The following is a 351-nucleotide window of genomic DNA, read 5'->3' on the forward strand; positions in this document are numbered from 1 at the left end:
AACGTAGCAGTATCTCCATTTGCAACCGTACCAATTGTCCATAAACCTGAACCATCATTGTACGCTGCTCCTTGGTCGTTACTTACATACGTAACGCCTGATGGTAAACGATCTGTTAAGCTTACGCCTGTTGCATCATTCGGACCATTGTTTGTTACTGCAATTGTATACATAATCGTAGCTTCTTCACTTGGAGTTGCTGCACTTACCGTTTTAACAGTCACTAAATCTGCTGCTTCAACGGTAATATCTGCCATTGGATCATCTAGAGTTGTATTACTATCCGTTTGATCTTGTGCATTGGTTACTGTATTCGTAATAACAGTACCTGGTGATGTTCCTGCTGCTGTT

The 351-nt window shown here is 41.3% G+C and carries 1 protein-coding gene; it reads right to left on the minus strand.

Going from position 1 to position 351, the window contains the following annotated elements:
• On the minus strand, positions 1 to 351 hold a 351-nt coding region (locus tag MPF19_RS19235; RefSeq protein WP_249989878.1), incomplete at both ends, for a DUF11 domain-containing protein.

It is taken from the genome of Polaribacter sp. Z014 (genome assembly GCF_023555435.1).
GTDB lineage: Bacteria > Bacteroidota > Bacteroidia > Flavobacteriales > Flavobacteriaceae > Polaribacter.